This window comes from Variovorax paradoxus B4, assembly GCF_000463015.1.
GTDB lineage: Bacteria > Pseudomonadota > Gammaproteobacteria > Burkholderiales > Burkholderiaceae_C > Variovorax > Variovorax paradoxus_E.
In genome coordinates this window covers 1,458,704-1,478,215 of the sequence record NC_022247.1, presented here as the reverse complement: position 1 = coordinate 1,478,215, position 19,512 = coordinate 1,458,704, and the positions used below count along the sequence as shown (strand labels likewise).

Here is a 19,512-nt window from a genome sequence, read left to right as displayed (position 1 = left end):
TTACCCGCTCACGCCATGCTGTATGCGAGTGAACTCATGCATGGCGTACGCGCATGGTGAAAAGGCGTCTCACTCCTCGCGCTGGCTGTTGAGCCGGCGGAGTTCGCGCAGTTTTTCCGCGATGCGGATTTCGAGCCCGCGCTCGACGGGCTGGTAGAAAACCTGGCCCTCGAGGCCATCGGGCAGGTAGCGCTCGCCCGCGGCAAAGCCGCCCTCCTCGTCGTGCGCATACCGGTACCCCTTGCCGTAGTCGAGGTCCTTCATGAGCTTGGTGGGTGCGTTTCGCAAATGCATCGGCACGGGACGCGTGCTGTCCTTCTTGATGAGCGCGCGCACGGCGTTGTAGGCGGCGTAGACGGCGTTCGACTTGGGAGCCATCGCCAGGTAGACCACGCACTCGGCCAGCGCGAGTTCGCCCTCGGGCGTGCCGAGGCGCTCATAGACCTCGGCAGCGTCGAGCGCGAGCCGAAGCGCGCGCGGATCGGCCAAGCCGATGTCCTCGCTGGCCATGCGCACCAGCCGGCGCGCCATGTAGCGCGGGTCGGCGCCGCCGTCGAGCATGCGCACGAACCAGTAGAGCGAGGCGTCGGGGTCGCTGCCGCGCACCGACTTGTGCAGCGCGCTGATGGTGTCGTAGAACTGCTCGCCGCCCTTGTCGTAGCGACGCATGCGCTCCCCGAGCACGCGCAGCAGCCATTCGTCGGTGATGTTGCCGAGCTTCTCGGCGCGGGCCGCCACGGCCAGCGTCTCGAGCGTGTTGAGCAGGCGCCGCGCATCGCCGTCTGCATAGGCGACGAGCCGGTCGATGGCCGCATCCTCGATGCCCGGAACGGCCTGGATGGCTTGCGCCTTGGCGACGATCTGCTGGAGATCGCCCTCCGTGAGCGGTTGCAGCACGTACACCGCCGCGCGCGAAAGCAGGGCCGAGTTGACCTCGAACGACGGGTTCTCGGTGGTGGCGCCGATGAAGGTGAACAGCCCCGATTCCACATGCGGCAGGAACGCGTCCTGCTGGCTCTTGTTGAACCGGTGCACCTCGTCGACGAAGACGATCGTGCGCCGCTGCTCCAGGCCGTCGCGCGCGGCCGTGGCGCGTTCGACCGCATCGCGGATGTCCTTGACGCCGCCGAGCACGGCGCTGATGCTGAGGAACTGCGCATCGAAGGCATCCGCCATCAGCCGCGCAATGGTCGTCTTGCCGGTGCCGGGCGGCCCCCAGAGAATGCACGAATGCGGCTGTCCCGATTCGAAGGCGATGCGCAGCGGCATGCCCGGCCCCAGCAGGTGCTGCTGGCCAATGACCTCGCCGAGCGTCTTCGGACGCAGGCGCTCGGCAAGGGGTTGATGCGAACTGGTGGCCAAACCTGCTTGTCTGATTGCTGCTATTGCTTGATGACGTCGGCGCCGGCGGGTGCCTTGAAGTCGAACACGTTGGCAGGGAGCGCCGGATTCACTTCGACCTTGCTGAACTTGAGCACCGAGCGCTGCCCGAAGCTGTCGAGGATCTCGAGCGCCGCGAGCGCGTCGCCCTGGAAGCCGACCTGCACATTCTGCAACTGGCCGTCCTTGTTCTTCGGCGTGGCCTTGACCCACTGGAGGCCGTCGCGCTCGGGCGCGGCCTCGAGCGTGAAGTCGGCCTGCAGCGCGCGCAGGTCGGGTGCCGCGGCAATCAGCGCGGCGGGCGTGGAGCCCAGTGCCTGCGACTGGGCGCGCTGCGTGACCTGATTCAGGTCGGCATCGTAGAGCCACAGCGTCTTGCCGTCGGCCACGATGCTCTGGGCGAAGGGCTTCTGGTAGTCGAACTTGAATCTGCCGGGCCGCTGGAATTCGAAGGTGCCGGTCGAGGTCTTGGTGCGGCCGGCCTGCCCTTCGCGCGGCGGCGCCGTGACGGTCTGCGTGAACTCGGCACGGCCCGACTTGACCGTCTTCACGAAGGTCTCGAGGCTTTCAAGGCCGCCGGCCCAGGCATTGGCGGAACAGAGGAGGCCGATCAACAGCCAATGGCGAATTTTCAATTGGGGTTCCTCGGGAAGCGATGACGTTGACATGACCATACCCCGCTGCGCGTTGCGCCATGCGTGGGGCTTCATGAAGTTTTGCAACGTTATTGCAGCTTTTGCAAAGTGGCTGTCAGTGCGTAACGCCGGGGTCCGCAGGTATTTGCCGGTTATTCGGCGCGCGCCGGCACCAGGATCTCGCGCTGGCCGCTGCCGCTCATGGCGCTGACCAGGCCGGCCTTCTCCATGTCTTCCACCAGCCGCGCCGCGCGGTTGTAGCCGATCTTCAGGTGGCGCTGCACCAGCGAGATGCTGGCCTTGCGGTTCTTGAGCACCACCTCGACCGCCTGGTCGTACATCGGGTCCTTCTCGGCATCGCCGCCCTCGCCCAGCATGTCGCCGTCGCCGTCGACCGTGCCGCCTTCGAGCACGCCTTCGATGTAGTCGGGCTCGCCCTGGCTCTTGAGGTAGGCCACCACGCGGTGCACTTCCTCGTCGCTCACGAATGCGCCGTGCACGCGGATCGGCAGGCCGGTGCCGCTGGGCATGTAGAGCATGTCGCCCATCCCGAGCAGCGCCTCGGCACCCATCTGGTCGAGGATGGTGCGGCTGTCGATCTTGCTCGACACCTGGAACGCGATGCGCGTGGGAATGTTGGCCTTGATGAGGCCGGTGATCACGTCGACGCTGGGCCGCTGCGTGGCAAGAATCAGGTGGATGCCGGCGGCGCGCGCCTTCTGCGCGAGGCGGGCGATGAGCTCTTCGATCTTCTTGCCGACCACCATCATCAGGTCGGCGAGCTCGTCGATCACGACCACGATGTGCGGCTCGCGCTTGAGCGGCTCGGGATCGTCGGGCGTGAGGCTGAAGGGGTTGTAGATGAACTCCTCGCGCGCCTTGGCTTCGTCGATCTTGGTGTTGTAGCCGGCCAGGTTGCGCACGCCCAGCTTGCTCATGAGCTTGTAGCGGCGCTCCATCTCGGCCACGCACCAGTTCAGGCCGTGCGCGGCCTGCCGCATGTCGGTGACCACGGGCGCCAGCAGGTGCGGAATGCCTTCGTAGACCGACATTTCGAGCATCTTCGGGTCGATCATGAGCAGGCGGACGTCGCGTGCTTCGGCCTTGTAGAGCAGCGAGAGAATCATCGCGTTGATGCCGACCGACTTGCCCGAGCCGGTGGTACCGGCCACCAGCACGTGCGGCATCTTCGCGAGGTCGGCCACCACGGGGTTGCCGATGATGTCCTTGCCCAGGCCCATCGTCAGGAACGACCTGCCCTCGTTGTAGACCTGCGAGCCGAGGATTTCGCTGAGCTTGATCGACTGGCGCTTGGCGTTGGGCAGCTCGAGCGCCATGTAGTTCTTGCCCGGGATGGTTTCGACCACGCGGATCGACACCAGCGAGAGCGAGCGCGCAAGGTCCTTGGCCAGGCCGACGATCTGCGAGCCCTTGACGCCCGTGGCCGGCTCGATCTCGTAGCGCGTGATCACCGGCCCCGGCGAAGCCAGCACGACGCGGACCTCGACGCCGAAATCCTTCAGCTTCTTCTCGATCATGCGCGAGGTCATCTCGAGCGTGTCGGCCGACACCGTTTCCTGGCGCGCCTGCGCGGCGTCGAGCAGGTCGACCTGCGGCAGCTTGCTGTCGGGCAGCTCCTTGAAGAGCGGCTTCTGGCGCTCCTTGACGACGCGGTCGCTGCGGGGCACCTCGGTCATCGCGGGCTCGATCTGCACCGGCGGCGATGCCGCGCGGCGCTTCGGGCGCGGTTCGATGCGCAGTTCTTCGTCGCCATCGGCACTCGCCGGCTCGCTGCCGCCGCCCGTTCCACGAGAGAACGGCAGGTCTTCGGCCTCCGCGCGCTCGCGAGCGGCCTGCTTGCCCATTGCGATGTCGGCCGCCATCTCGCGCTTTTCGCGGCGCGACTCGAACAGCGAATAGGCCCGCGCGCCGATGCGTTCGGCGATCTGGCTCCAGGAGAAACGAAACACCAGCGCCGAGCCGATCACGCCGGCGGCAATGGCCACCAGCGCCGACCCGGTAAAGCCCATCCAGCGCACGCTTGCGGGGCCCACCAGATAGCCCAGCACGCCGCCGCCCGAACCGGGCAGGTGGAATTCCAGCCGGTACAGGCGCGACCACTCGAGCACGGTGCTCGCGCACAGCAGCAGCACGAGGCCGAACCAGAAAGCCATGCGGCTGCGGTTGAAACGGCCGCGCACCGGTTGCTCGGCCGGCGCGGCCTCGCCGCCGCGCAGCCAGTTGGCGAGCGACGAGAGCCATGCCCGCAGGCCCGCCGCGAGGCACCACCACACCGAATAACCCGCCAGAAAATAGCTGCCGTCGGCCAGCCAGGCACCGATGCGGCCGCCCCAGTTCTTGATCTCGCCCCCGGTACCGGAGGTCGACCAGGCCGCATCGGAGGGCGTGAAGCTCAGCATGGCCAGCAGCCAGAACAGGAGCCCCGCAAAGCCCGCGATCAGCGTGATTTCATGGGCGAAGCGCATGGCGCGCATGCGCACGGGTTGCCCCTCGGCGGCAGAAGAAGATTGAAGTGTATTGAGCGAATAGGTCATGAAAAACGCGGCACCCAATCCTTCGAAACGGCGGCTGGGCGCCTGAACACTACAACAAAAGGGCGCGGCTGCCAGAAGCGCCGGGCCCGGCGGCTCACGTCAGGGACAAGAGCCGCTCCTTGACGATCATGGAGCCGTCGTCCTGGGTCTGGACAAATCCGCGCTCCTCGAGGTCCTTCATCACGCGGCTCACCATTTCCCGCGAGGCACCCACCATTTTCGCGAGATCCTGGCGGGAGATCTTGTCGCGCACCTTGAGGTTGCCTGCGCCATCGTCGATGGCGAACTCGAGCAGCGAGCGCGCCACGCGCCCATAGACGTCCATCAGCGCCAGCGACTCGATCTTGCGGTCGGCGTGGCGCAGGCGCTGCACGAGGCCGCGCATGATGTTGTAGGCCATCGAGGAGTTCTCGGGCAGGCAGCGTGCGAACGCGTCCCGGTCCAGCATCAGGACGTCGCACTGGATCTCGGTGCGCACGGTGGCCGAATGCGGCTCGTCGTCGATCAGGCTCATCTCGCCGATGTAGTCGCCGGGGTGCAGCGTGGCAAGGATCACCTCGCGTCCGCGGCTGTCGGCGCTCGTCACGCGCGCGCGACCGGTCAGGATGATGTAGAGCGCGTCCGATTTCTTGCCCTGCTCGACAATGACCTCGGCTCGCTTGAAGCGCTTCTTGATGATCGCATCCGCAATGCTTGCAGACTGCGAGGACGTGAGCGAGGCAAACAGCGGAACACGCCGCAGCAGCTCAAGATTGGACAGCATCGACATTTATCAATCCCTGATACTGCGTGCGCAAGCTCGTCCATCGTCGGCCCGATGGATTACTACAATCGCGCGCATTGAAAACACCGTGCACCCGGTGTTGAACCGAGCGGTGATACTCCACATATATCGCTACCACCCTGAAAATGTACACGCTGAAGCAGCGCAAATCCTAGGTTTTCCACTCATGTCCGCTCCCCAACACGCCAAGGTCTTGATTCTGGGTTCCGGCCCCGCCGGCTACACCGCTGCCGTTTATGCAGCACGCGCAAACCTCCAGCCCTTGCTCGTCACAGGCATTGCCCAGGGCGGCCAGTTGATGACGACCACCGAGGTCGACAACTGGCCCGCGGACGTGCACGGCGTGCAGGGGCCCGACCTGATGCAGCGCTTTCTCGAGCACGCGGAGCGCTTCAAGACGCAGATCGTCTTCGATCACATCAACAAGGTCGACCTCGGCAAGCGCCCGTTCACGCTGACCGGCGACAGCGGCACCTACACCTGCGATTCACTGATCATTGCCACGGGCGCTTCCGCCAAGTACCTGGGGCTCGACTCGGAACAGAAGTTCATGGGCCGCGGCGTCTCGGCCTGCGCAACCTGCGACGGCTTCTTCTACCGCGAGCAGGAAGTGTGCGTGATCGGCGGCGGCAACACCGCCGTGGAGGAAGCCCTGTATCTCGCCAACATCGCGAACAAGGTCACGCTGGTCCATCGCCGGGACAAGTTCCGCGCCGAGCCCATCCTGATCGACAAGCTCATGGAGAAGGTCGCCGAAGGCAAGATCGTCTTGAAGCTGCACAACGAACTCGACCAGGTGCTGGGCGACGACACGGGCGTGACGGGCATCCGGATCAAGAACACGCAGACCGCCGCCACCGAGCAGATCGACCTCAAGGGCTGCTTCATCGCCATCGGGCACCACCCCAACACCGACATCTTCCAGGGCCAGCTGGAGATGAAGGACAACTACATCCTGACCCGCTCGGGCCTGCAGGGCTTCGCCACGATGACCAGCATTCCGGGCGTCTTTGCCGCCGGCGACGTGCAGGACAACGTGTACCGCCAGGCCATCACGAGCGCCGGCACCGGCTGCATGGCCGCGCTGGACGCCCAGCGCTTCCTCGAGCAGGACGGCACGCTCTAGGCGAACCACACGGGCCTCCAAAAGGGCTATAATCCAAGGCTTTGCCGAAATAGCCCCTTTCACGAGGGGCCGAGCATCCAGGCAAAGCCGGGGTACCGCCACCCGTTTCTGGCGAGGTCAAGCTGCAAAACACCTGCAATCGCCACGATTGCGCCGGTGCCAGCTGTTCAAGAAAGAGTGTCCTCATGGCACGCGTATGCGACGTAACGGGCAAAGGCCCGATGGTCGGAAACAACGTTTCCCACGCCAACAACAAAACCAAGCGCCGGTTCCTGCCGAACCTGCAATACCGCCGTTTCTGGGTCGAGACTGAAAACCGCTGGGTTCGCCTGCGTGTTTCGAGCGCCGCACTGCGCCTGATCGACAAGAACGGCATCGACGCCGTGCTCGCAGACCTGCGTGCACGCGGCCAAGCTTAAGGAGCTGAATCATGGCAACGAGCAAAGGCGGACGCGAAAAGATCAAGCTGGAATCCACCGCGGGTACCGGCCACTTCTACACGACCAGCAAGAACAAGAAGACGATGCCTGAAAAGATGTCGATCATGAAGTTCGACCCCAAGGCACGCAAGCACGTCGAATACAAGGAAATCAAGCTGAAGTAATTCGGCCCGGTTCCCCCCCCGCAAAAACCCGCTGCTCATCCAGCGGGTTTTTTGTTGCCTGTCGAATAGCCATCCATGGGCAACCCCTTGCCCGACCAGGCAGAACGAAAGCGACAGGCACAAAAAAGCCGACCCTGAGGTCGGCTTTCTGATGAGCGGAGAGACTTCCTTGCCTGCTGCTCGCTCAGGCGCGTGCGGCGCGCAGACGGGTGGAGAACTCGCGCAAGCCGGCGATGCCGCTGGCTTCCGCACGATGGCACCAGGCCGCCAGATCGGCCGCCAGTTGCTCGCGCGACTGCGAGGTGTTGAGCCAGAGCTGGCGCAACTCTTCGCGCATGGTGACCATCTTGTCGATCACCGGGTGGGCAGCGCGCGCCTGCACGAGGTGCGTGCGGGCCGATGCGGGCACCTTGTCGTCGTCGCGATGCAGCCAGTTCTTGGCAGCCTTGAGCACCGAGATGTCGCCGCCCTTGGTCTTGAGTGCAGCCAGTTCCGCCTTGGTGACACGGCGCATCTCGCGGGCATAGCCGGCCATCACTTCATAGCGGTTGGCAATGACGGCCTCGAGCGTCTTCTCGTTGGCCACCGGCTGGATGTCGCCCATCTGCATCTTCGGCGGCACCTTCTTGACCTTGGCCCAGCCGATCTTCTGCATCATCTGGATGTAGACCCAGCCGATGTCGAATTCGTACTTCTTGACCGAGAACTTGGCCGAGGTGGGGTACGTGTGGTGGTTGTTGTGCAGCTCTTCGCCGCCGATGATCAGGCCCCAGGGCGAGACATTGCGGCTGGCGTCCGGCGCCTCGAAGTTGCGGTAGCCCCAGTAGTGGCCGATGCCATTGATGATGCCGGCCGCGGTGATCGGGATCCACAGCATCTGCACGGCCCAGACCGTCAGGCCGAGCGCGCCGAACAGCGCCAGGTTGATGACCAGCATCAGGCCCACACCTTGCCAGCTGTAGCGGGTGTACAGGTTGCGTTCCAGCCAGTCGTCGGGCGTGCCGTGGCCGTAGCGCTCCATCGTTTCCTTGTTCTTCGACTCGGCGCGATACAGCTCGGCGCCGCGCCACAGGACTTCATCGATGCCCTTGACCTGCGGGCTGTGCGGGTCCTCTTCGGTTTCGCACTTGGCGTGGTGCTTGCGGTGGATGGCCACCCATTCCTTGGTCACCATGCCGGTGCCGAGCCACAGCCAGAAACGGAAGAAATGCGAAGGGATCGGGCCCAGATCCATGGCCCGGTGCGTCTGCGTGCGGTGCAGGAAGATCGTGACCGCGGCGATCGTGATGTGCGTGGTGACGAGCGTGTACAGCACGACTTGCCACCATGTGAGGTCCCACAAGCCGTGTCCGAGCCAGTCGATGGCCGCGCTCAAAACGGCAGAGTCAGGAATCAACATTGAATTAAGTGCTCCATGACCACACGAAGGTGCAGTCTTTCAGTTAACCCGCGATTTTAAGGCGGCAGGGCCTAAATGAGGCCCTTTGCCCTTCCTTAAAGGCGCAGATTTACCCTAATTTGGAGTGCCGTGCCTAGTTGCGGTTCCACACTGCCGCAAAGAAACCGTCCGTCGCGTGGCGATGAGGCCACAGCCGCAAATAGCGGCGGCCGTCCGCACCGCCGGCGCAGAGCGCCTCGAAACCCTCCACCTTGAGGCCCTGCAGCAGTTCCGCGGCGTCCTGGGGCACGAAATCGGGGTTGGCGGCGCTGAAAGCCTCGGCAATGGCTTCGTTTTCCTCGGGCAGCACGCTGCAGGTGGCATAAACCAGCCGCCCGCCCGATTTCAGCAGGCGTGCCGCACTTTGCAGGATGGCGGCCTGCTTGACCGTCAATTCCTCGACCGATTTGGGCGACTGGCGCCATTTCAGGTCCGGATTGCGGCGCAGCGTGCCCAGGCCCGAGCAAGGCGCGTCCACCAGCACCCGGTCGATCTTGCCAGCCAGGCGCTTGATGCGATCGTCCCTCTCGTGCGCAATGGCGGCCGGATGGACGTTCGAGAGCTTGCTGCGCGCAAGCCGCGGCTTGAGCGCATCGAGCCGGTGGGCCGAGGTATCGAAGGCGTAGAGCCGGCCCGTATTGCGCATGGTCGCGCCGATTGCCAGCGTCTTGCCGCCGGCGCCGGCGCAAAAATCGACCACCATTTCGCCTCGCTTGGCGTCCAGCAGCAGCGCGAGCAGCTGGGAACCCTCGTCCTGCACCTCGACGGCACCGCGGGCGAAAGCGTCCAGCTTGGTCAGTGCGGGCTTGCCGTCGATGCGCAGGCCCCAGGGCGAAAACGGGGTTGCTACCGATTTGATCGCGGCTTTCGCCAGCTCCGCCTTGACCTCTGCGCGCTTGTCGGTCAGGGCATTGACGCGAAGATCGAGCGGGGCGGGCTGCTGCAGGCTTTCGACCAGGGGCCAGAAACCGTCGCCCAGCTGGGCCTTGAGCGGCCCCACCAGCCATTCGGGCAGGTTGTGGCGATGGCGTTCGAGCAGATCCTCCGGCTTGACGGCGTCGCAATTGTCGAGCCAGCGCTTCTCGGTGTCGTTGAGGGCGCTCTTCAGAAAGTCGCGCGGGCCATGAAAGCCCAGGATCGCCATGCGGCGCTCCTTCGAACCGCTGCCCGAGGGCGAGAGGTGGTCGAACAGGAGCTTCTTGCGCAACACGGTGTAGACGGTCTCGGCGAGCGTGGCGCGCTCGCGCGGGCCGAACTCGCGGTGATCGCGGAAAAAGCGCGAAACGACCTGGTCGGCCGGGTGATCGAATTTCAGGACAAGGCCGACCAGATCGGCGGTGGCCTCCAACAGGGCTTTGGGGTGCATTCCCCGATTGTCTCAGCCGGGCGGCTCCCTACGCCGTGCGCGTCCAGATCGCCCCGAAAGCCTGCCGCTCGATTTCGGCCAAGGTCGGCGAATGGCCGGCCCAGAGAACCAGCGCCGCACCCGGCAGGCTCAGCGTCTGTTCGAGCTGGCGGCAAAGCGACCAGCGGTCGCCGTCGTCCAGTCCGGGCAGCTCGACAAACACGAGGTAGGCTCGGCGCCACGGGAATTCGCGCAGGGTCTTGCGCACCAGCCAAACCCGCGAAATGGGAAGACACCGCGCCAGGTCGGCCCGCAGTTCATCCAATTCGTGGTCGTTCAGGTCATGCCCGGCAATCTGGCTGAAGAAAGGCGTTTCGGTGATCTCTTCCCAGGCACGGGTCTCGGCTTCCTCGGCCTCCTTGAGGCGGCCGCGCCACAGCTTGAGCGCTTCTTCGTCGTGCATTCCCGCATCGGGGTCTTCAAGTGCAGCCACGGCACTTTTCGCGGCCCACCATCGGCTGGCCGCGCCGGATCCGTACAGGCGCTCGAGCACGGCCAGACGCGCCGCGCGATCGCGCAGAGGCAGCATCTGGGCCAGTCCGCGCAGGGCGCCCGGATGTTCTGGCGAAATCTGGAGTGCGCGTTCGTAGCGAACGCGCACCGAGGCGGCCGGATCGAGCCGGCGCTCGGAATCCGCCCACTCCACCAGTTCGTCGGGCGTGTTGCGTTCGCCGCGCGCCGCGAGCAGGTCGACGCGCTCGCGAATGCGCGACCGATGCGCATGGTGCTGCTTCCAGTCGCTGGCATGGGCGCGGCGCCATTGGGTGTCGAAATGCTCGATCCACTTGGCGCTGTCGGCCAGCATGCCCAGCGCAGGCTCGGTCGACCAGGGCGGCACCACGGCCTTCTGGCCGAGCGCCTCAAGGCGGTCGCGCAGCACCGGATGGGTGTCTTCCAGGTCGCTGACGCGCCGCATGGCTTCGCGCAATGCCTGGCGCGCGAATTCCGCATCCGGCGGTGTGCCGGCGCGCTCCTTCAGCGCCGTGAAGGGACCCGGCGGCTGGGGCTCCCGTTCGGCGCGCGCCCAATGCGAGGCCCAGAACTCGTCGGCATACCAGCTGGCCTTGATGGCTATTTCCGTCAATGCGGCCGCGGCAACGGGCGTGCCCAGGAGGCGGCCGGAGATGCGGTCGGCTTCATATTCGTCCTGGCGGGCGAGCGCGAATGTCCGGGCCGCGAAACGCGGAAAGTACCAGTGGAAGAATGCCTGCGACACCAGCGCCATCACGCCTTCGTCGCGCTGCAGGCTGGCATCCAGCTTCAGCCAGGAGAGCCGCGTGCGGTAGATCCAGGCACTGAGCTTGCCGTGGTTTCCGCGCAAATGCCCATACTCGTGGGCGAGCACCGAAAGCAGCCGCCGCCGGTCCAGCATCATCAGCAGCGGCAACCCGATGCTGAGGGAATTGATTGCCCCGCCGAACAGCCCGAAACGCGGCACCTGCCGGATACTGGCGTTGAACTCGCCGTCGAGATAGACGCGATGAACCGGCGGCCCCTTGATCTTCTTGCGGATGCGCTCGAGCGCCTCGAACAGCGCTGGCGCATCCGCGCGCGAAAGCTCGCGCCCTGCGGGTTCGTCGAACCGAACCCAGAGCGCGCGCAGCGTGGCCCAGAGCAGCCCGAGGGCGAACAGCAGCAGCCAGCCGCGCGTGAAACTGAAACGCCCGCGTCCGGCAGCCAGAGCGACCCAGGCGATGATGCCGACGGAAAGCGCGAGGCAGGCCAGCACCCAGAGATAGCCGAGTGCGGCAAAGGCCGCGACGCTGCGCCGGTAGCGCGCGCTGTCGTCCGCGCTGGCATGCTCGCTCAGCCTGACAAGGTGAACAAAATCAGCGCGATCCATCCGACTTTCCTCCGCCAACCCCACAGTTTGAAAGGCACGCAAGACCGTGAACGACGACAACGACCTGCCACCCCTGATAGAAACGCCTCCCGGCCGCTATCGGCACTACAAAGGCGGCGAATACGAGGTGCTGGGCACCGTGCGCCACAGCGAAACGCTTGAACCGATGACGCTGTACCGCGCGCTCTATGGCGCGAAGGGGCTGTGGGTCCGCCCGGCCGCGATGTTCGAGGGCACCGTGGAGATCGACGGTGTCCGCCAACGACGCTTCGCGCCGGTGTAGAACGCCAGGTATCCGACAGCGTCGGCCCCAAAGCGCCTCAGCCGCAGCGGACGTCCGTCACGCGGCCACGCGCGTCCACATCGAGGTTGAGGCGCCCGCCATTGAGTTCCATCGTCACCGCCTCGCCGGGCTTCAGTGCACGCACCGTGCCCGCCCCGGCGCGCACGCGGGCTGCAGCCTCGAGTTGAGGCGACAACGGCTGGCCGACGGCGAACCGCGCGCCGTCCGCATTGCACTGGAACACCGGCTCGGGTGGCGCAGCGGATGCGGATGCGGGGGGCGGTGCAGAGGCTGGCGCGGCGCAGGCCGACAGCAGGATGGCGCCAGCGACCGCGGACAGTAGCGATTGGGTTTTCAATTCGTGCTCCCGAAAACCCGCGAATATAAACAAATTTAAGACGTGTGACTTGATGTATCTGCAAGCCACTCGGCAATGGCGCGTGGATACAACTGATGCTCCTGCGCGAGCACCCGGCCGGCGAGCGTGGCGGCCGTGTCGTCCGGCAGCACCGGCACCACCGCCTGGGCCAGGATCGGGCCATGGTCGAGTTCCGTGGTCACCTGGTGCACCGTGACGCCTGCCACCTTGCAGCCGGCGTCGATGGCCCGCTGGTGCGTGTTCAGCCCGGGAAATGCCGGCAGCAAGGAAGGGTGGATGTTGACCAGGCGGCCGGCGTAGCGCTCGACGAAGCCCGGCGTCAGGATGCGCATGAAGCCCGCCAGCACCACCAGCGCCGGCGAATGCGCATCGACGACCTTCGCCAGCGCCTCGTCGAAAGCCTCGCGCGTCGGGAACTCCTTGTGCGGGACCACGGCGGTTTCGATGCCGTGCGTCCTGGCGATCGCAAGCCCCCCCGCTTCGGCCCTGTTGCTGACGACTGCGGAAATACGGGCGCCAAAACGCCCGGACCAGCGGTCGCGCTCTGCGGCACGCACGATGGCCGCCATGTTGGAGCCGCCGCCGGAGATCAGGATCACGATGTTCTTCATGGGAGGCGGGATTATCTGTGCTCGGCTTGTCGCCGCGCGGACACCGATTCACAGCACGACCGTGCTAAAACTCCAGTCTCCGGAGACACGCCGCTTTTCGCCGCGATGGCGGCAGACCGATCAACACAGCGAGGCACGCATGGATTTGAGCTTCACGCCCGAAGAACAGAAGTTCCGCGAAGAGATTCGCGCCTGGGTCAAGGAAAACCTTCCCAAAGAGATTTCGCACAAGGTGCACAACGCGCTCGAACTGACGCGCGACGATTTGCAGGGCTGGGCCAGGATCCTCGGCAAGAAGGGTTGGCTGGGCTACGGCTGGCCGAAGGAATTCGGCGGCCCGGGCTGGACCGCCATCCAGCGCCACCTGTTCGAGGAAGAGACTGCACTGGCCGGCGCGCCGCGGATCGTTCCATTCGGCCCGGTGATGGTCGCCCCGGTGATCATGGCATTCGGCAACGCCGAACAGCAGAAGCGCTTCCTCCCCGGCATCGCCAGCGGTGAAGTCTGGTGGAGCCAGGGCTACAGCGAGCCCGGCTCCGGCTCGGACCTGGCTTCCGTCAAGACCAAGGCCGAGCGCAAGGGCGACAAGTACATCGTCAACGGCCAGAAGACCTGGACCACGCTCGGCCAGTACGGCGACTGGATGTTCAACCTCGTGCGCACCAGCAACGAGGGCAAGCCGCAGACTGGCATCAGCTTCCTGCTGCTCGACATGAAGTCGCCCGGCGTCACGGTGCGCCCGATCAAGCTGCTCGACGGCGGCCACGAGGTGAACGAGGTGTTCTTCGACAACGTCGAAGTGCCGGCCGAGAACCTGATCGGCGAGGAGAACAAGGGCTGGACCTACGCCAAGCACCTGCTCTCGCACGAGCGCACCAACATCGCCGACGTGAACCGCGCCAAGCGCGAGCTCGAGCGCTTGAAGCGCATCGCCAGGAGCGAAGGCGTCTACGACGACCAGCGCTTCCGCGACGAGATCGCCAAGCTCGAAGTCGACATCGTCGCGCTCGAGATGATGGTGCTGCGCGTGCTCTCGGCGGCCACATCGGGCAAGAACTCGCTCGACGTCGCGGGCCTGCTCAAGATCCGCGGCAGCGAGATCCAGCAGCGCTACAGCGAACTGATGATGCTGGCCGGCGGTCCCTATTCGCTGCCGCTGATCCGCGAGGCGATGGAAGCCGGCTGGCAGGGCGACTTCCCCGGCGGCAACCCGGCCCTTGCGCCGCTCGCGTCGACCTTCTTCAACATGCGCAAGACCACCATCTACGGCGGCTCGAACGAAGTGCAACGCAACATCGTCGCGCAGACGGTGCTGGGCTGAGGAGACAAGAACATGGACTTCAATTTTTCGGACGACCAGGAACAACTGCGCGACGCCGTTCGCAAGTGGGTCGACAAGGGCTATGACTTCGAGCGCCGCCGCGGCATCGAGGCCAAGGGCGGCTTCTCGCGCGAAGCATGGGACGAACTGGCCGAACTCGGCCTGGGCGGCCTCTACATCGCCGAAGACGACGGCGGCCTGGGCATGGGCCCGGTGGCCGGCATGGTGGTGATGGAAGAGCTGGGCCGCGGCATCGTGCTGGAGCCCTTCGCGCAGACCTTGATTGCCGGCGCCGTGCTCAGCGGCTATGCCAATGCCGACACCAAGGACGGCTGGCTGCCGCGCATTGCCGGCGGCCAGGCCATCGTGGTGCTGGCCTACCAGGAACGCAAGTCGCGCTACCGGCTCGACCTGTGCGACGCCAAGGCCGTGAAGGCCGGCGACGGCTGGTCGCTGACGGGCGCCAAGAGCGTGGTGCCCGTGGGCGACGAAGCCGACGCGTACCTGGTGCCGGCCAAGGTGGACGGCAAGATCGCCCTCTTCCTGGTCGAACGCAGCGCCAGCGGTGTCGAGGCCCGCGGCTACGGCACGCAGGACGGCGGCCGTGCGGCCGAGGTGGTGTTCGACAAGGCAGACGCCACGCTGGTCACGGCCGACGGATTGGCCGCACTTGAATATGCGGTCGACGTCGGCATTGCCGCCACCTGCGCCGAAGCGGTCGGCGTGATGGACAAGACCGTGGCCCTCACCGTCGACTACATGAACCAGCGCAAGCAGTTCGGCGTGACCATCTCCACCTTCCAGGCGCTGCGCCATCGCGTGGCCGACATGAAGATGCAGCTCGAGCTCGCGCGCTCGATGAGCTACTACGCGACGCTCAAGCTCAACGCCCCGGCCGACGAGCGCCGCCAGGCGCTCGCGCGCGCCAAGTACCAGCTCGGCACGTCGATGCGCTATGTCGCCGCGAACTCGGTGCAGCTGCATGGCGGCATCGGCGTGACCGACGAATACATCGGCAGCCACTATTTCCGCAAGCTCACGCAGCTCGAAATCACCTTCGGCGACACGCTGCACCACCTGGGCGAAGTCTCCGCCCGCATGCAGGACACGGCCGGCGTCTTCGCCTGACGGTGTTTTTCCCATAGCATCCAACGCCCGCCCGCCTTGCGCCGGCGGGCGTTTTCACTTGGAACCCAGCCAGGAAAGAAACATGCAATCCCGCCGCACCATCCTTGCCATGGCCATGACCGGCCTGGTTCCCACCGCCATGCTGACCGCCTGTGCCACCGCCCCCTCGCCTTCGTACACCGAACGCCCGCCGATCGTCTTGATGCACGGCAACGGCGATTCGGCGGCCCTCTGGCAGACCACGATCTGGCGCTTCGAATCGAACGGCTGGCCGCGCGACCGGCTCTTTGCGCTCGACCAGCCCTATCCGCTGGCACGCGACGACGATGCGGTGGCGCAGCCGGGCCGCAGCTCGACCACCGATTCGGCCGTCTTCCTGAAGGCCGAGGTCGACAAGGTGCTGAAAGCCACGGGCGCCGGCAAGGTGGTGCTGATCGGCAATTCGCGCGGCGGCAACACGATCCGCAACTACGTTCAGAACGGCGGCGGCGCGGCTGTCGTGAGCCATGTGGTGCTGGGCGGCAATCCCGCCCACGGCATCTGGGCCGTGAAGGGCTTTCGCGAGAACAACGAGTTCTCCGGCCTCTCGGGCTTCATGCAGCAGCTCAATGCGCCGAAGGGGGCGAACGGCGAAGAGGTCACGCCGGGCGTGAAGTGGCTCACGCTGCGCTCCGACAACAACGACAAGTACGCGCAGCCCGACGGGGTGTGGATCGGCGCGCCGGGCCAGCCGACGAACATCGGCTTCGACGGCCCCGCGCTCAAGGGCGCGACCAATGTGGTGCTGCCGCGCGTGGACCACCGGGAGACCTCGTTCTCGCCCGCCGCGTTCGCGGCGACATGGCAGTTCCTGACCGGCGAAGCGCCGCGCAGCACGGCGGTGGCGGCCGAAGCGAATGTCGTGCTCGACGGCCGTGCGGTGGGTGCGGAGAACCTTTCGCTCAATGGCGGGCAGGTCACCGTGTACGCGGTGGATCCGGCCACGGGCGCACGGCGCGGCGATGCGGTGCACAGCAAGAACATCGGCGCCGATGGCCGCTGGGGTCCGTTCAATGCCCGCGGCGACACGGCCTACGAGTTCGTGCTCAGCGCACCCGGCTACGGCATCACGCACATCTACCGCAGCCCGTTTCCGCGCAGCAGCCGCGTCGTGACCCTGCGCCCCGAACGCCTCACGCCGGCCGATGGCAGCGCCCAGGCGGTGGTCGTCTTCACGCGGCCTCGCGGCTACTTCGATGCGCAGCGCGACACCATGCGCTTCGACGGCCAGAGCCCGCCGCCCGGCGTGCCGCCCAGGGGTTCCGGCGTGTCGAGTTCCAGGTTGCGCGTTGCCACCGCACAACCCCAGCGCGCGGTGGCCGGTGAATTCAACGCGGAGCGCATCACCGGCCTGACCTGGCCTGCAGCGCAGCAGCACGTGACGGTGCTCGAGTTGACTTACTGAGGGCCAAGGACATGAGCGATGCGACCTCTCCCTTCGTGCTGGCGACACGCGACGCGCGCGGCGTGGTCACGCTGACGCTGAACCGCCCGGCTTCGTTCAACGCCCTCTCCGAAGGCATGCTCGGCGCGCTCGAACAGGTGCTCGGCGAGATCGCGGCCGACGAGACCGTGCGTGTCGTCGTCATCGCGGCGGCGGGCAAGGCCTTCTGCGCGGGCCATGACCTGAAGGAAATGCGCGCGGAGCCCTCGCTCGGCTATTACCAGCGGCTCTTCGAACGCTGCGGCGCCATGATGCTGTCGATCCAGCGCCTGCCCGTGCCGGTGATCGCGCGCGTGCACGGCATTGCGACGGCCGCAGGCTGCCAGCTGGTCGCGGTGTGCGACCTGGCGGTGGCCTCGAGCGAGGCGCGCTTTGCGGTCAGCGGCGTGAACGTGGGGCTGTTCTGCGCCACGCCGAGCGTCACCCTGTCGCGCAACCTCGGCCGCAAGGAAGCGTTCGAGATGCTGGTGACCGGCGAATTCATCAGCGCGCAGGAAGCCCGCGAGAAGGGCCTGGTCAACCGGGTGGCCCCGCCCGGCGAACTCGACGCCGCCGTGGAGGCGCTGGTGTCGAGCATCGTCGCCAAGCCGCGCCAGGCGCTCGCGCTCGGCAAGGCGCTGTTCTATCGCCAGCTCGAAACCGGCATCGAGGCCGCACTGGCCGACGCCAGCCAGACCATGGCGTGCAACATGATGGACGCGGGCGCGCTGGAAGGCGTTCAGGCCTTCATCGAGAAGCGCCCGCCCGACTGGAAGCGCTGAAGCTAGGAGTCGTGCAGCCGCGAACTCTGCGGCAGGTGCGCCATCAGGAATTCCATCTGGTCCGCCAGGATGCGGCGATTTCGCAAAATGAAATCTTCCCAGAGGCTGGGCACATAGGGCGCGTACAGCAGCGGCATGTTCGCCTGCTCGGGCGTGCGGCTGCTCTTGCGGTGATTGCAGGGCTTGCAGGCCGTGACCACGTTCATCCACGTGTCGATGCCCTTTTGCGCGAACGGAATGATGTGCTCGCGCGTGAGCTCGTCTTCGTGGAAATGCCCGCCGCAATAAGCACAAATGTTGCGGTCGCGCGAGAACAGCTTGCTGTTGGTCAGCCCCGGGCGCTGGGTGAAGGGATTGATGCGCGGCACGCCCTTGGTGCCGATGATGCTGTTGATCGCAATCTGCGACTGCTGGCCGGTGATGGCATTGTGGCCGCCACGGAACACCGCCACCTGCGCGCCCACCTCCCAGCGGACTTCGTCCGCTGCATAGTGGATGACCGCCTGTTCGAGCGATATCCATGACTGGGGCAGCCCTTGGGCCGACAGCTTCAAGACCTTCACCACACGCCTCCTCAAAAAGGGAAGAATCACGGAAAGACCAGGGACACGGAGCGCGCCGGAGACCACTTCAAGCGACGCACTGAGTCACAATATACCGGCTTTGTGACAAAACGGCCTGATGTGCCCATTCGACGGGCAAAAGGCGCTATCAAAAAGATACTCACCGATGCAGGTTTTCCGCGGCTTCCGGCACCCGGGCGTGGCTCCGGCCTGCGCCCTCACCATAGGCAATTTCGACGGCGTGCACCGTGGCCACCAGGCCATGATCGCGCTGTTGCAGACCGAGGCGCGCCAGCGCGGGCTGTCGAGCTGCGTGCTCACGTTCGAGCCGCACCCGCGCGACTATTTCGCCGCCCTCACCAAGAAACCCGACCTGGCGCCGGCGCGCATCGGCACGCTGCGCGACAAGCTGACCGAGCTCGCGGCCTGTGGCGTGGCGCAGACGATCGTGCTGCCCTTCGACGGCCGGCTGGCGTCCCAGTCGCCCGAAGCATTCATCCAGAACGTGCTGATCGACGGCCTGGGCGCGCGCTACGTGCTGGTGGGCGACGACTTTCGTTTTGGCGCCAAGCGGGCCGGCGACTACGCCATGCTCGACGCGGCCGGCGATACGCACGGCTTCGATGTGGCGCGCATGAACAGCTACGAGGTCCATGGCCTGCGCGTTTCCAGTTCGGCCGTGCGCGAGGCGCTGGCCGAAGGCCGCATGGCCGATGCCCAGCATCTGCTCGGCCGGCCCTACACGATCTCGGGCCACGTGGTCCATGGCCGCAAGCTCGGCCGCGCGCTGGGCGCCTCGGCCCCCGGCAAGGACGACGGTTTTCGCACCCTCAACCTGCGCTTCAAGCATTGGAAACCGGCGGCCAGCGGCATCTTCGCGGTGCTGGTGCACGGCCTGGCCGACCAGCCGCTGCCCGGCGTGGCAAACCTCGGCGTGCGCCCTTCGTTGGACGCCAACGACGTCAACGCGGGCCGCGTGCTGCTCGAGACGCATTGCCTGGAGTGGCCCTCGCATCTGGGAGCCGAAGGGGCCTACGGTAAAATCGTCCGCGTGGAACTCCTGCACAAACTGCACGACGAATTGCGCTACACCAGCCTCGAGGCCCTGACAGCGGGCATCGCGAAGGATGGGCGCGACGCGCGCGCGTTCTTTGCGTCGACCCACGCCGAAACCCACCGCCAGACCACGCGCGATCGAATTTAGCCCTGCACG

Annotated in this window: 19 protein-coding genes; 9 read left to right on the top strand and 10 right to left on the bottom strand. The window is 66.0% G+C overall.

The window, feature by feature from the left end; all coding sequences use genetic code 11:
- Positions 1-69: 69 nt before the first annotated feature.
- The 4 genes from VAPA_RS06685 to VAPA_RS06670 all read right to left on the bottom strand — a co-directional run bounded on the left by VAPA_RS06685 (position 70) and on the right by VAPA_RS06670 (position 5,339).
- Entirely contained in the window at positions 70-1,362 is a 1,293-nt protein-coding gene (locus VAPA_RS06685) for a replication-associated recombination protein A (RefSeq protein ID WP_021006007.1), read from the bottom strand.
- Positions 1,363-1,382: 20 nt separating this feature from the next.
- A complete protein-coding gene (gene lolA / locus VAPA_RS06680; RefSeq protein ID WP_021006006.1) occupies positions 1,383-2,015 on the bottom strand; it encodes an outer membrane lipoprotein chaperone LolA in 633 nt (210 codons plus the stop codon).
- Positions 2,016-2,167: 152 nt separating this feature from the next.
- Positions 2,168-4,570 carry a DNA translocase FtsK gene (locus VAPA_RS06675; protein ID WP_021006005.1) on the bottom strand — a complete coding sequence of 801 codons (2,403 nt, stop codon included), beginning with the start codon at positions 4,568-4,570 and terminating at the stop codon, positions 2,168-2,170.
- 94 nt (positions 4,571-4,664) lie between these two features.
- Positions 4,665-5,339, bottom strand: coding sequence for a Crp/Fnr family transcriptional regulator (locus tag VAPA_RS06670; RefSeq protein ID WP_021006004.1), 675 nt, complete (start codon positions 5,337-5,339; stop codon positions 4,665-4,667).
- Between the two features lie 181 nt (positions 5,340-5,520).
- Here VAPA_RS06670 and trxB point away from each other — a divergent pair, with 181 nt between their 5' ends.
- The 3 genes from trxB (at position 5,521) to rpmG (ending at position 7,084) form a co-directional block, all read left to right on the top strand.
- Positions 5,521-6,480 carry a thioredoxin-disulfide reductase gene (gene trxB / locus VAPA_RS06665; protein WP_021006003.1) on the top strand — a complete coding sequence of 320 codons (960 nt, stop codon included), beginning with the start codon at positions 5,521-5,523 and terminating at the stop codon, positions 6,478-6,480.
- Between the two features lie 185 nt (positions 6,481-6,665).
- A complete protein-coding gene (rpmB, locus tag VAPA_RS06660) occupies positions 6,666-6,899 on the top strand; it encodes a 50S ribosomal protein L28 (protein WP_007830293.1) in 234 nt (77 codons plus the stop codon).
- Positions 6,900-6,910: 11 nt separating this feature from the next.
- A complete protein-coding gene (gene rpmG / locus VAPA_RS06655) occupies positions 6,911-7,084 on the top strand; it encodes a 50S ribosomal protein L33 (RefSeq protein WP_007830291.1) in 174 nt (57 codons plus the stop codon).
- Positions 7,085-7,268: 184 nt separating this feature from the next.
- On the opposite strand, the gene VAPA_RS06650 is transcribed toward rpmG, so the two are convergent.
- The 3 genes from VAPA_RS06650 to VAPA_RS06640 form a co-directional block, all read right to left on the bottom strand.
- The gene (locus tag VAPA_RS06650) at positions 7,269-8,483 is read right to left on the bottom strand and encodes a DesA family fatty acid desaturase (RefSeq protein WP_021006002.1); all 1,215 of its coding nucleotides are present in this window, start codon (positions 8,481-8,483) and stop codon (positions 7,269-7,271) included.
- A gap of 133 nt (positions 8,484-8,616) precedes the next feature.
- Complete coding sequence (locus VAPA_RS06645; RefSeq protein WP_021006001.1) at positions 8,617-9,888, bottom strand: RsmB/NOP family class I SAM-dependent RNA methyltransferase; 1,272 nt, start codon at positions 9,886-9,888, stop codon at positions 8,617-8,619.
- 28 nt (positions 9,889-9,916) lie between these two features.
- Complete coding sequence (locus VAPA_RS06640; RefSeq protein ID WP_021006000.1) at positions 9,917-11,770, bottom strand: M48 family metallopeptidase; 1,854 nt, start codon at positions 11,768-11,770, stop codon at positions 9,917-9,919.
- A 46-nt stretch (positions 11,771-11,816) separates the two neighbouring features.
- On the opposite strand from VAPA_RS06640, the gene VAPA_RS06635 reads away from it, so the two are divergent.
- Positions 11,817-12,053 (top strand): DUF1653 domain-containing protein, encoded by a 237-nt coding sequence (locus VAPA_RS06635; protein WP_021005999.1) that lies wholly within the window; start codon positions 11,817-11,819, stop codon positions 12,051-12,053.
- A 37-nt stretch (positions 12,054-12,090) separates the two neighbouring features.
- On the opposite strand, the gene VAPA_RS06630 is transcribed toward VAPA_RS06635, so the two are convergent.
- Both VAPA_RS06630 and purN read right to left on the bottom strand, forming a co-directional pair.
- Positions 12,091-12,411: an I78 family peptidase inhibitor gene (locus VAPA_RS06630; protein ID WP_021005998.1), complete on the bottom strand. Its 321-nt coding sequence runs from the start codon at positions 12,409-12,411 to the stop codon at positions 12,091-12,093.
- A 35-nt stretch (positions 12,412-12,446) separates the two neighbouring features.
- Positions 12,447-13,043, bottom strand: a complete 597-nt coding sequence (gene purN / locus VAPA_RS06625; RefSeq protein WP_021005997.1) for a phosphoribosylglycinamide formyltransferase — start codon at positions 13,041-13,043, stop codon at positions 12,447-12,449.
- A gap of 139 nt (positions 13,044-13,182) precedes the next feature.
- Here purN and VAPA_RS06620 point away from each other — a divergent pair, with 139 nt between their 5' ends.
- The 4 genes from VAPA_RS06620 to VAPA_RS06605 all read left to right on the top strand — a co-directional run bounded on the left by VAPA_RS06620 (position 13,183) and on the right by VAPA_RS06605 (position 17,736).
- The gene (locus VAPA_RS06620) at positions 13,183-14,364 is read left to right on the top strand and encodes an acyl-CoA dehydrogenase family protein (RefSeq protein WP_021005996.1); all 1,182 of its coding nucleotides are present in this window, start codon (positions 13,183-13,185) and stop codon (positions 14,362-14,364) included.
- A gap of 12 nt (positions 14,365-14,376) precedes the next feature.
- On the top strand, positions 14,377-15,492 hold the full coding sequence (locus tag VAPA_RS06615) for an acyl-CoA dehydrogenase family protein (protein WP_021005995.1): 1,116 nt from the start codon (positions 14,377-14,379) through the stop codon (positions 15,490-15,492).
- A gap of 82 nt (positions 15,493-15,574) precedes the next feature.
- On the top strand, positions 15,575-16,936 hold the full coding sequence (locus VAPA_RS06610; RefSeq protein ID WP_021005994.1) for an alpha/beta fold hydrolase: 1,362 nt from the start codon (positions 15,575-15,577) through the stop codon (positions 16,934-16,936).
- An 11-nt stretch (positions 16,937-16,947) separates the two neighbouring features.
- Complete coding sequence (locus tag VAPA_RS06605) at positions 16,948-17,736, top strand: enoyl-CoA hydratase (protein ID WP_021005993.1); 789 nt, start codon at positions 16,948-16,950, stop codon at positions 17,734-17,736.
- A 2-nt stretch (positions 17,737-17,738) separates the two neighbouring features.
- Here the strand turns inward: VAPA_RS06605 and VAPA_RS06600 are convergent, their stop codons facing one another.
- Positions 17,739-18,299, bottom strand: a complete 561-nt coding sequence (locus VAPA_RS06600; RefSeq protein WP_021005992.1) for an HNH endonuclease — start codon at positions 18,297-18,299, stop codon at positions 17,739-17,741.
- 166 nt (positions 18,300-18,465) lie between these two features.
- Here VAPA_RS06600 and VAPA_RS06595 point away from each other — a divergent pair, with 166 nt between their 5' ends.
- Positions 18,466-19,503, top strand: a complete 1,038-nt coding sequence (locus tag VAPA_RS06595; RefSeq protein ID WP_021005991.1) for a bifunctional riboflavin kinase/FAD synthetase — start codon at positions 18,466-18,468, stop codon at positions 19,501-19,503.
- The last annotated feature ends 9 nt before the right edge of the window (positions 19,504-19,512 follow it).

Bases quoted from the DNA above. Each gene is read 5' to 3' on its own strand.
- VAPA_RS06620 (WP_021005996.1), top strand. From the start codon at position 13,183: ATGGATTTGAGCTTCACGCCCGAAGAACAGAAGTTCCGCGAAGAGATT.
- rpmB (WP_007830293.1), top strand. From the start codon at position 6,666: ATGGCACGCGTATGCGACGTAACGGGCAAAGGCCCGATGGTCGGAAAC.
- VAPA_RS06640 (WP_021006000.1), bottom strand. From the start codon at position 11,770: ATGGATCGCGCTGATTTTGTTCACCTTGTCAGGCTGAGCGAGCATGCC.
- VAPA_RS06675 (WP_021006005.1), bottom strand. From the start codon at position 4,570: ATGACCTATTCGCTCAATACACTTCAATCTTCTTCTGCCGCCGAGGGG.
- VAPA_RS06595 (WP_021005991.1), top strand. From the start codon at position 18,466: ATGCAGGTTTTCCGCGGCTTCCGGCACCCGGGCGTGGCTCCGGCCTGC.
- VAPA_RS06610 (WP_021005994.1), top strand. From the start codon at position 15,575: ATGCAATCCCGCCGCACCATCCTTGCCATGGCCATGACCGGCCTGGTT.
- VAPA_RS06605 (WP_021005993.1), top strand. From the start codon at position 16,948: ATGAGCGATGCGACCTCTCCCTTCGTGCTGGCGACACGCGACGCGCGC.
- VAPA_RS06670 (WP_021006004.1), bottom strand. From the start codon at position 5,339: ATGTCGATGCTGTCCAATCTTGAGCTGCTGCGGCGTGTTCCGCTGTTT.
- rpmG (WP_007830291.1), top strand. From the start codon at position 6,911: ATGGCAACGAGCAAAGGCGGACGCGAAAAGATCAAGCTGGAATCCACC.
- purN (WP_021005997.1), bottom strand. From the start codon at position 13,043: ATGAAGAACATCGTGATCCTGATCTCCGGCGGCGGCTCCAACATGGCG.
- VAPA_RS06650 (WP_021006002.1), bottom strand. From the start codon at position 8,483: ATGTTGATTCCTGACTCTGCCGTTTTGAGCGCGGCCATCGACTGGCTC.
- VAPA_RS06645 (WP_021006001.1), bottom strand. From the start codon at position 9,888: ATGCACCCCAAAGCCCTGTTGGAGGCCACCGCCGATCTGGTCGGCCTT.
- VAPA_RS06615 (WP_021005995.1), top strand. From the start codon at position 14,377: ATGGACTTCAATTTTTCGGACGACCAGGAACAACTGCGCGACGCCGTT.
- trxB (WP_021006003.1), top strand. From the start codon at position 5,521: ATGTCCGCTCCCCAACACGCCAAGGTCTTGATTCTGGGTTCCGGCCCC.